Consider the following 9324-nt stretch of genomic DNA (forward strand, 5'->3'; position numbering starts at 1 on the left):
CCGGTCGAACCGGGCGGCCCCCTTCCGTGGGATCAGCCTTCCGTGGGGATCAGCGCTTCGTGCCGTCCACGATCACCGGGGCCGAGCCGCCGCTGCCGCAGGGCACCGCGTAGACCGGGTTCTTCGCCGCGGCCTCCTTGAAGGCGTCGATGCACTGGTTCGCGAGGACCTTGTCGGTCAGCGAGTCGTTGAGGATCTTGTTGGCGCGGGCGATGCCCTCCGCCTCGATCCGGCGCCGGTCCGCGTCCGCCGTCGCGGTACGGGCGGCCTCCAGGGCTCGCTCGGTGGCCTGCTGCTGCTGGATCTTGCGGTCGATCTGGCCCTGGAGCGCGTCCGAGGGCTTCACGTTCCGCAGGTTGACCGTGGTGACGACGATGCCGCGCGGGGTCAGGCGCTCCTTGATCAGGGAGGCGATCTCGGCGTTGATCTTCTCGCGGTCGGAGGCGTACCCCTGCTCGCTGGTGTAGCGGGCGAAGACGTTCCGGACGATCTCACGGCTGTCCGGGTAGACCAGCCGCTGCTGGATGGCGTCCTCGCTCCCCGCGAGCTTGTAGAGCTCGACGGCCTGGGACGGGACGACGGCCCACTTCACGGTGACCTCGGCGTACATGACGCCGCCCTGCGAGGAGCGGACCTCGACCACGTCCTTGTCGGAGAGGTTGAGGTCGACCGGGCGGGTGGAGAAGGTGGTGACGTCGGTGAACGGCGACTTCACGTGCATGCCGGAGGTCATCGGGGACCCGACCTTGCCGAAGGCGACCGGGACGCCGACCTCGTACGCGCTGATCACGTAGGTCATGCTCACGATCACCGAGAAGACTCCGGCGACCAGCGCGCCGGCGGCACCCAGCTTCCAACCGGTCGAGTCCTGCGACCTGCCGACGAACCAGAGCACCACCGCGGCGATGACCAACAGGATGGCTATGACGAACATGGGCATTCCCCCCGAGAGCTACGGCCTGATGTAAGCGGAGCGTAAGACACTCGGGAGAGCCGGCAGGTTCCCGGGGTACGAAGTCGGATGCGGAGTCAGATCGCCCCGCGCTCCCGCAGGTACTCCAGCTGCGCCAGGACGGAGAGCTCCGCCGCGGGCCACAGCGAGCGGTGGACGTCCGCGTAGACGTGCGCCACGACCTCCGGCGCCGTCCGGTGGCCCTGCTCGACCGCCGTCTCCACCTGCGCCAGCCGGCTCTTCCGGTGCGCCAGATAGAAGTCCACGGCCCCCTGGGCGTCCTCCAGGACCGGCCCGTGGCCCGGCAGGACCGTGTGCACGCCGTCGTCGACGGTCAGCGAGCGCAGCCGCCGCAGCGAGTCCAGGTAGTCGCCGAGGCGCCCGTCCGGATGCGCCACCATCGTGGTGCCGCGCCCCAGGATCGTGTCGCCGGTCAGCACCGCGCGGTCGGCGGGCAGGTGGAAGGAGAGCGAGTCGGAGGTGTGGCCCGGCGTCGGCACCACCCGCAGCTCCAGGCCGCCGACGGTGACCACGTCCCCCTCCCCCAGTCCCTCGTCGCCGAGACGGAGCGCCGGGTCGAGCGCGCGGACGGAGGTGCCGGTCAGCTCGGCGAAGCGGCCCGCGCCCTCGGCGTGGTCCGGGTGCCCGTGGGTCAGCAGGGTCAGCGCGATCCGCTTGCCCAGCTTCTCGGCCGTGTCGATCACATGCCGGAGGTGGCCCTCGTCGAGCGGGCCCGGGTCGACGACGACGGCCAGCCCCGAGCCGGGCTCGGAGAGCAGCCAGGTGTTGGTGCCGTCCAGGGTCATCGCGGACGGGTTGGGCGCGAGCACGTTCACGGCCCGCCCGGTCGCGGGCCCCGAGGTGACGAGCCCGCGCGGCTGGCCCGGCAGGGCGGCGGCGTCGGTCACGGGGTGCCTCCCTCGACCCGCTTGGTGAACTCGTCGTGCCCCGGCCAGGTGAGCACCACCTGGCCGCCCTCCACGCGCGCGTGGGCGAGGACCGGCGTCATGGACTGCTTCCCGGCCGCCGCCAGGGCCTCCGCGGCGGTGGCACAGGGCTGGACGGAGCGCAGCGTCGCGATGGTCGGCGGCATCATCGTCAGCTCGCCGCGGTCGTAGCCGTCCGCCGCGTCGGCCGGGCGGGTCCACACCGTGCGGTCGGCCTCGCCGGAGACGTCCCGCGTCCGCTGCCCGGCCGGCAGGACGGCCACGAAGAACCAGGTGTCGTACCGGCGCTGCTCGAACTCGGGGGTGATCCAGCGGGCCCAGGCGCCGAGCAGGTCGGAGCGGAGCGCGAGACCGCGCCGGTCGAGGAAGTCCGCGAAGGACAGCTCGCGGGCGACCAGCGCCACCCGGTCGCGCTCCCAGTCCTCGCCGGTGGTGTCGCCGACGACGGTGTCCGCGGTCTCCCCGGCGAGCAGCACGCCCGCCTCCTCGAAGGTCTCGCGGACGGCGGCGCAGACCACGGCCTGCGCCTGCGCGGGCTCGTCGAGCCCGAGCCGCTCCGCCCACTCCTCCAGGGAGGGCCCGGCCCAGCGCACCGGCTGCTCGTCGCGCGGGTCCACCCCGCCGCCCGGGTAGGCGTACGCGCCGCCGGCGAAGGCCATGGAGGTGCGGCGGCGCAGCATGTGGACCTCGGGCCCGTCGGGAGCGTCCCGCAGCAGGAGCACGGTGGCGGCGCGCCGGGGCGTCACCGGCACCAGCTCGCCGGCGGCGAGGGCGCGGATGCGGTCGGGCCATTCCGGCGGGTACCACTGACCATTCGACATGGGCGGATGCTATGCGCAACGAACGGAATGCACGAGGGCCCGCCTCGACGCACGGGGGCGGCGGCCGGAACGCTCGGGGCCGATCTCGACGCACGGGCCCGCCTCGGCGCACGGGCCGATCTCGACGCACGGGCCCGCCTCGGCGCACGGGCCGATCTCGACGCACGGGGCCCCCGGAACGCGCGAGAGCCGGTCGCCCCCAGGAGGGGGCGGCCGGCTCCGTGCCGTACCGGGGGCGCCACGCGCGCGTGGCGGCCGGGATCAGGCCTCGGTGGGGCCTCGACGGGACCCGGGTGGGGCCACGACGGAATCTCGGGATCAGGCCTCGGTCAGCTCGACCTGGACCTCGACCTCGACGGGGGCGTCGAGCGGGAGGACGGCGACACCGACGGCGCTGCGGGCGTGCACGCCCTTGTCGCCGAGGATCTCGCCGAGCAGCTCGCTGGCGCCGTTGACGACACCGGGCTGGCCGGTGAAGTCGGAGGCTGAGGCGACGAAGCCGACGACCTTCACGACCCGCTTGATCCGGTCGAGGTCACCGACGACCGACTTCACGGCCGCGAGCGCGTTCAGCGCGCAGGTGGCGGCGAGCGCCTTGGCCTCCTCGGCGGTCACCTCGGCGCCGACCTTGCCGGTCACCGGAAGCTTGCCCTCCACCATCGGGAGCTGGCCCGAGGTGTAGACGTACACGCCGGACTGCACGGCCGGCTGGTAGGCGGCGAGCGGCGGGACGACCTCGGGCAGCTTCAGGCCCAGCTCGGCGATCCGAGCCTCGACGGCCCCGCTCACGACTGCGGCCGCTTCATGTAGGCCACCAGCTGCTCCGGGTTGGGCCCGGGCACGACCTGGACGAGCTCCCAGCCGTCCTGGCCCCAGTTGTCGAGAATCTGCTTGGTCGCGTGCACCAGAAGCGGCACCGTGACGTACTCCCACTTGGTCATGGGCCCGACTGTAGCCGCTGCGGCGGGGTGCTCCTCCGAGGCTCCCCCTAGGGTCCGGGCTCGGGGGCTTCTCCGGGGCGGTCCGCTGATTGCGCGGGCCCGCCAGTGGTTAGGCTCGACAGCGTGAGCAGGCTCCAGGTCGTCAGCGGCAAGGGCGGTACCGGTAAGACGACGGTCGCCGCCGCCCTCGCCCTCGCCCTCGCGACGGAGGGGAAGCGCACGCTCCTCGTCGAGGTCGAAGGCAGACAGGGCATCGCACAGCTCTTCGAGACGGAGGCGCTTCCCTACGAGGAGCGCAAGATCGCCGTGGCTCCGGGCGGCGGCGAGGTGTACGCGCTGGCCATCGACGCCGAGCGCGCCCTCCTCGACTACCTCCAGATGTTCTACAAACTGGGCGGCGCGGGCCGTGCCCTGAGGAAGCTCGGGGCGATCGACTTCGCGACGACGATAGCGCCGGGGGTGCGGGACGTCCTCCTCACCGGGAAGGCGTGCGAGGCGGTCCGCCGGCGGGAGCGCGACGGCCGCCCCGTCTACGACCACGTGGTGATGGACGCCCCGCCGACCGGCCGCATCACCCGCTTCCTCAACGTGAACGACGAGGTGGCGGGGCTGGCCCGGATCGGCCCGATACACAATCAGGCGCAGGCGGTGATGAAGGTCCTCAAGTCCCCCGAGACGGCGGTGCACTTGGTGACCCTCCTGGAGGAGATGCCGGTCCAGGAGACCGCGGACGGCGTCGCCGAGCTGCGCGCGGCGGGACTGCCGGTGGGCCGGGTGGTGGTGAACATGGTCCGCCCCCACGTCCTGGACGAGGCGGCGGTACGGGCCGCCTCCGGCGACCACCGCGAGGCGATCGCGCGGACCCTGGCCTCCGCCGGGGTCACGGGCTCCGCCGCCCTGGTGGAGCCGCTGCTCGACCAGGCCGCCGAGCACGCGCGCCGGGTGGAGCTGGAGCGGGAGCAGCGGGCCGTCCTGGACGGCATCGGCCTGCCCGCGTACGAGTTGCCGTACCTGGGCGACGGAGCGGACATCGCGGGCCTCTACCGCCTGGCGAAGGAACTGCGGAAGCAAGGGGTGGGTACGGCGTGACGGAGAAGACCCCCATGCCCGGGAAGACGTCCCTGCCCGAGAAGACCTCCGTGCCCAAGAAGACCCCCGTGCCGGAGACCGCCTCTCCCACGGAGACGGCCTCTCCCCCGGAGGAGACCCCGGTCGCGGAGGAGACCCCGGTCGCGGAGGAGACCCCGGCCCCGGGGAGGGGTCCGGCCACCGCCCCGGGCGGGCTCGACGCGGACGCCGTGCGGGCCCTGGCGATCGACCCGATCCTCGACGACCGGGGCACCCGGATCATCGTCTGCTGCGGCTCCGGCGGCGTCGGCAAGACGACCACGGCGGCGGCGCTGGGCGTGCGGGCGGCGGAGCGGGGCCGGCGGGTGGTGGTCCTCACCATCGACCCGGCCCGGCGGCTCGCCCAGTCGATGGGCATCGACGCGCTCGACAACACCCCGCGCAAGGTGGACGGCGTCAAGGGTTCGGACGGCGGCGAACTGCACGCCATGATGCTGGACATGAAGCGGACCTTCGACGAGATCGTCGAGGCGCACGCGGAGCCCGCGCGGGCGCGGGCGATCCTGGAGAACCCCTTCTACCAGTCCCTGTCCGCCGGCTTCGCCGGTACGCAGGAGTACATGGCGATGGAGAAGCTGGGGCAGCTCCGGGCCCGGGACGAGTGGGACCTGATCGTCGTCGACACCCCGCCGTCCCGTTCGGCCCTGGACTTCCTGGACGCGCCGAAGCGGCTGGGGTCCTTCCTGGACGGGAAGTTCATCAAGCTGCTGATGGCGCCGGCGAAGGTGGGCGGCCGGGCCGGGATGAAGTTCCTCAGCGTCGGCATGTCGATGATGTCGGGGACGCTGGGGAAGCTGCTCGGCGGTCAGTTCCTGGGGGACGTGCAGACCTTCGTCGCCGCGATGGACACGATGTTCGGCGGCTTCCGGACGCGGGCGGACGCCACGTACCGGCTGCTCCAGGCACCGGGCACGGCCTTCCTCGTCGTCGCGGCGCCGGAGCGGGACGCGCTGCGGGAGGCGGCGTACTTCGTGGAGCGGCTGGCCGCGGAGGGCATGCCGCTGGCCGGTCTCGTCCTCAACCGGGTCCACGGCAGCGGCGCGGCGCGCCTCTCGGCCGAGCGGGCGCGGGCGGCCGCGGAAAATCTTGACGAGGGCCGCATTGTGGATCAGGGGCCCGGGAAGACTGGAGTGCGTGGCGTCCCGGCCACGTCGTCCGAGCCGTCGCACTCCGCCACCGCCGCCGAATCCCCCGCACGTCCCGCTGCCGCACCCGAGGCTGCCCCCACAGCCGATGCGACCGAAGACCACGGCAGCACCGTCCCCGAGACCGATCCGGACCTCGCGCGGCTCACCGCGGGTCTGCTCCGGCTGCACGCCGAGCGGATGCGGGTGCTCGCGCGCGAGCAGCGCACGCGGGACCGCTTCACGGCCCTCCACCCGGAGGTGCCGGTGACCGAGGTGGCCGCCCTGCCCGGCGATGTGCACGACCTCGCCGGGCTGCGGGCCATCGGTGAACGCCTCTCGTCGCCGCGCGACCGTCCCTGACGGGACCTCACCGCACGAGCGGGACGAGGGGGGACTACCCGACCGCGGCGTACTCCTCGTACGTCGCGTCGTCCTGCATGGCCACGGGCAGCAGGCCCGCGCCACGCTCGTACTCGGTGCGCGCGGTCTCCAGGAGCCGTCGCCACGAGGTGACCGTGGGGCGTCGGCGCAGCAGGGCACGGCGCTCGCGCTCCGTCATGCCGCCCCACACGCCGAACTCCACACGGTTGTCCAGGGCGTCGGCGAGGCACTCGGTGCGTACCGGGCAGCCGGTGCACACCGCCTTTGCCCTGTTCTGTGCCGCTCCCTGCACGAAAAGTTCATCCGGATCGGTAGTGCGGCAGGCCGCCTGCGCACTCCAGTCAGCTACCCAGCCCATACCGGCGCCGTCCTCTCCCGAATCGAGGCTCCCCCACGGCGGCAGCGGCATATTCACCGCTGCCAGTTGGGACGTTACGGAAGGCAGGGACAGCGCAACACCCCCTTCGGGCCCAATCTTGAATGGCCCGAACGGACTATGCGTGTGCGTCAGATCACCCAGGGGAGTGATCGAAGGACATGCGTGTGTTATAGGGCACCCCCTGACACACGCGCCGGAATCGGACACACCTTGCCCGCGTATTCGGGACGCGGGAACTCATGCCGGAATTCAGGCGAATGTCACGCACGGGGGTTGATGCCGGACCGCACTCCTGTGACAGTTGGGAGCAGCTTAGGCCAAGGCATATACGTGTGTCCGGCGATTGAGAACGTAGGCTGCCCCCATGGCAAAGAAGCGCTCGGGCGGTGGTCTGACCGGGACCCAGCAGGCCGCCAAGTTCCTCGGTGTCAGTGTGCTCTCCGGAGCGGTGCTGGCGGGCATCGCCCTGCCCGCGGCCGGGGCACTGGGTCTGGCGGCGAAGGGGACGGTCGAGGGGTTCGACGAGATCCCCTCCAATCTGAAGACCCCGCCGCTCAGTCAGCGCACCACCATCCTGGACTCCGATGGCGGGCTGATCGCCACCGTCTACTCCCGGGACCGCAAGGTGGTGCCGCTGGAGAAGATCTCCCCCTACATGCAGAAGGCGATCGTCGCGATCGAGGACGCGCGCTTCTACGAGCACGGCGCGATCGACCTCAAGGGCGTGCTGCGCGCGATCAACAAGAACGCGCAGTCGGGCGGGGTCTCCGAGGGCGCCTCCACGCTCACCCAGCAGTACGTGAAGAACGTCTTCGTCGAGGAGGCCGGTGACGACCCGGAGAAGGTCGCGCAGGCCACCCAGCAGACGATCGGCCGCAAGGTCCGCGAGCTGAAGTACGCGATCCAGGTCGAGGAGGAGCTGGGCAAGAAGAAGATCCTGGAGAACTACCTCAACATCACGTTCTTCGGGCAGCAGGCGTACGGCATCGAGGCCGCCTCGCAGCGCTACTTCTCCAAGCCCGCGGCGAAGCTGAGCCTGGGCGAGGCCGCGATGATGGCCGGCCTGGTGCAGTCGCCGAGCCGCTTCGACCCGATCAACGACCTCCAGGAAGCCACCAAGCGGCGCGACATCGTCCTCCAGCGGATGGCGGACGTCGGCGACATCAGCCAGGCCGAGCTGGAGAAGGCCAAGGCCACGCCGATCAGGCTGAAGGTGAAGACGCCGAAGAACGGCTGCATCACCGCCGTCGACGGCGCCGGCTTCTTCTGCGACTACGTCCGCAAGACGATCCTCAACGACCCGGTCTTCGGCAAGACCGCCGAGGAGCGCCAGAAGCTGTGGAACCTGGGCGGCCTGACCGTCCGCACCACGCTCGACCCGAAGGCGCAGGCGGCGGCGAACGAGGCCGCGATCGCGAAGATCAACAAGGACGACCCGGTCGCCGCCTCGGTCGTGCAGGTCCAGCCCGGCACCGGCAAGATCCTGTCGATGGGCCAGTCCCGCCCGTACGGCCTGGACCAGAAGCAGCACCAGACGACGCTCAACCTCGCCGTCGGCAGCAAGATGGGCGGCACGACGTACGGCTTCCAGGTCGGCTCGACCTTCAAGCCGATCACCGCCGCCGCGGCCCTGGAGAAGGGGCTGAGCCCGGCGCAGAACTTCAACGACCCGACGGAGATCACCGTCTCCGAGAAGGACTACACCCGCTGCGACGGCAAGCCCTCCGGCTACGCCGACTGGAAGGTCGGCAACGAGCTCGAGTCGGAGAAGGGCATGTACGACATGACGAGTGCCCTCGGGAAGTCGATCAACACCTACTTCGCCCGCCTCGAGCAGATGGCCGGTCTCTGCGAGACGCTGACGATGGCGAAGAAGGTCGGCTACGAGCGCGAGCTGGGCAAGGCGATCAAGCAGAGCCCGTCCGCGACCCTCGGCAGTGTCGAGTCCACCCCGCTCGACATGGCCTCCGTCTACGCCACCTTCGCCAACCGCGGCATCTACTGCGTCCCGGTCGCGATCGACTCCATCAAGACCGCCAACGGCGAGAAGCTCAACGTCCCGCAGACCAAGTGCACGCGCGCCATGGCCGACCGCACCGCCGACACCATCAACCAGATGCTGAAGGGCGTGGTCGAGGACGGCACCGGTACGAAGGCCGGACTGAGCGACCGCGACAACGCGGGCAAGACCGGTACGACCAACGACCGCAAGGACGCCTGGTTCGTCGGCTACACCCCGAACCTGTCCACCGCCGTCTGGGTCGGTGACGACGTCGGCGAGAAGAAGTCCATGTACCGCCTCACCATCGGCGGCGAGTACTACGACAAGGTCTGCGGTGGCTGCCTCCCCGGCCCGATCTGGCGGATCGCCATGACCGGCGCGCTCGGCAACGAGACCCCGCCGTTCGTCGGCGTCACCGTCCCCCGGGCCGAGAAGCCGAAGGACCCGAAGAAGGACGACAAGCGGGACGACAAGCCGCGCCGGGGCGGCGACAAGCCGGCCGACCAGCCGACCAACCCCCTCCCGGGCATCACGCTCCCCGACCTGACCGGCGGGGACGCCACCCGACCCGGCAACGGCCGCGGCAACCGCTGACCCGGTCACACGGTCACACGAGAAGGGCGCCCCCGCCGGAAGTCTCCGGCGG

General features: G+C 71.5%; 9 protein-coding genes. 3 read left to right on the forward strand and 6 right to left on the reverse strand.

Annotated elements, in window-relative coordinates:
* Positions 1-49 precede the first annotated feature (49 nt).
* From ACFQ8C_RS35290 to ACFQ8C_RS35310, 5 genes are all read right to left on the reverse strand, one after another.
* Positions 50-934, reverse strand: coding sequence for a prohibitin family protein (locus ACFQ8C_RS35290; RefSeq protein WP_383465798.1), 885 nt, complete (start codon positions 932-934; stop codon positions 50-52).
* A gap of 95 nt (positions 935-1029) precedes the next feature.
* Positions 1030-1860: an MBL fold metallo-hydrolase gene (locus ACFQ8C_RS35295; protein ID WP_383465800.1), complete on the reverse strand. Its 831-nt coding sequence runs from the start codon at positions 1858-1860 to the stop codon at positions 1030-1032.
* Positions 1857-2720 carry an NUDIX hydrolase gene (locus ACFQ8C_RS35300; RefSeq protein ID WP_383465802.1) on the reverse strand — a complete coding sequence of 288 codons (864 nt, stop codon included), beginning with the start codon at positions 2718-2720 and terminating at the stop codon, positions 1857-1859. Before ACFQ8C_RS35300 ends, ACFQ8C_RS35295 begins: the two co-directional genes overlap by 4 nt.
* A 318-nt stretch (positions 2721-3038) precedes the next feature.
* Positions 3039-3509 (reverse strand): RidA family protein, encoded by a 471-nt coding sequence (locus tag ACFQ8C_RS35305; RefSeq protein WP_383465804.1) that lies wholly within the window; start codon positions 3507-3509, stop codon positions 3039-3041.
* Positions 3506-3661, reverse strand: coding sequence for a DUF4177 domain-containing protein (locus tag ACFQ8C_RS35310; RefSeq protein ID WP_158821993.1), 156 nt, complete (start codon positions 3659-3661; stop codon positions 3506-3508). The genes ACFQ8C_RS35305 and ACFQ8C_RS35310 overlap by 4 nt, the downstream gene beginning before the upstream one ends.
* 123 nt (positions 3662-3784) lie before the next feature.
* Between ACFQ8C_RS35310 and ACFQ8C_RS35315 the strand changes: the two genes are divergently transcribed.
* Positions 3785-4750, forward strand: a complete 966-nt coding sequence (locus ACFQ8C_RS35315) for an ArsA family ATPase (protein WP_383465807.1) — start codon at positions 3785-3787, stop codon at positions 4748-4750.
* 14 nt (positions 4751-4764) lie between these two features.
* A complete protein-coding gene (locus ACFQ8C_RS35320) occupies positions 4765-6276 on the forward strand; it encodes an ArsA-related P-loop ATPase (protein ID WP_383465809.1) in 1512 nt (503 codons plus the stop codon).
* Between the two features lie 34 nt (positions 6277-6310).
* Here ACFQ8C_RS35320 and ACFQ8C_RS35325 read toward each other — a convergent pair whose 3' ends face one another.
* Positions 6311-6655 (reverse strand): WhiB family transcriptional regulator, encoded by a 345-nt coding sequence (locus tag ACFQ8C_RS35325; RefSeq protein WP_030749207.1) that lies wholly within the window; start codon positions 6653-6655, stop codon positions 6311-6313.
* Between the two features lie 385 nt (positions 6656-7040).
* Here ACFQ8C_RS35325 and ACFQ8C_RS35330 point away from each other — a divergent pair, with 385 nt between their 5' ends.
* A complete protein-coding gene (locus ACFQ8C_RS35330; protein WP_383465811.1) occupies positions 7041-9272 on the forward strand; it encodes a transglycosylase domain-containing protein in 2232 nt (743 codons plus the stop codon).
* Positions 9273-9324 lie beyond the last annotated feature (52 nt).

The organism is Streptomyces sp. NPDC056503 (genome assembly GCF_042794995.1).
Lineage (GTDB): Bacteria > Actinomycetota > Actinomycetes > Streptomycetales > Streptomycetaceae > Streptomyces.

Bases quoted from the DNA above. Each gene is read 5' to 3' on its own strand.
- ACFQ8C_RS35290 (WP_383465798.1), bottom strand. From the start codon at position 934: ATGTTCGTCATAGCCATCCTGTTGGTCATCGCCGCGGTGGTGCTCTGG.
- ACFQ8C_RS35330 (WP_383465811.1), top strand. From the start codon at position 7,041: ATGGCAAAGAAGCGCTCGGGCGGTGGTCTGACCGGGACCCAGCAGGCC.
- ACFQ8C_RS35325 (WP_030749207.1), bottom strand. From the start codon at position 6,655: ATGGGCTGGGTAGCTGACTGGAGTGCGCAGGCGGCCTGCCGCACTACC.
- ACFQ8C_RS35320 (WP_383465809.1), top strand. From the start codon at position 4,765: ATGCCCGGGAAGACGTCCCTGCCCGAGAAGACCTCCGTGCCCAAGAAG.
- ACFQ8C_RS35310 (WP_158821993.1), bottom strand. From the start codon at position 3,661: ATGACCAAGTGGGAGTACGTCACGGTGCCGCTTCTGGTGCACGCGACC.
- ACFQ8C_RS35300 (WP_383465802.1), bottom strand. From the start codon at position 2,720: ATGTCGAATGGTCAGTGGTACCCGCCGGAATGGCCCGACCGCATCCGC.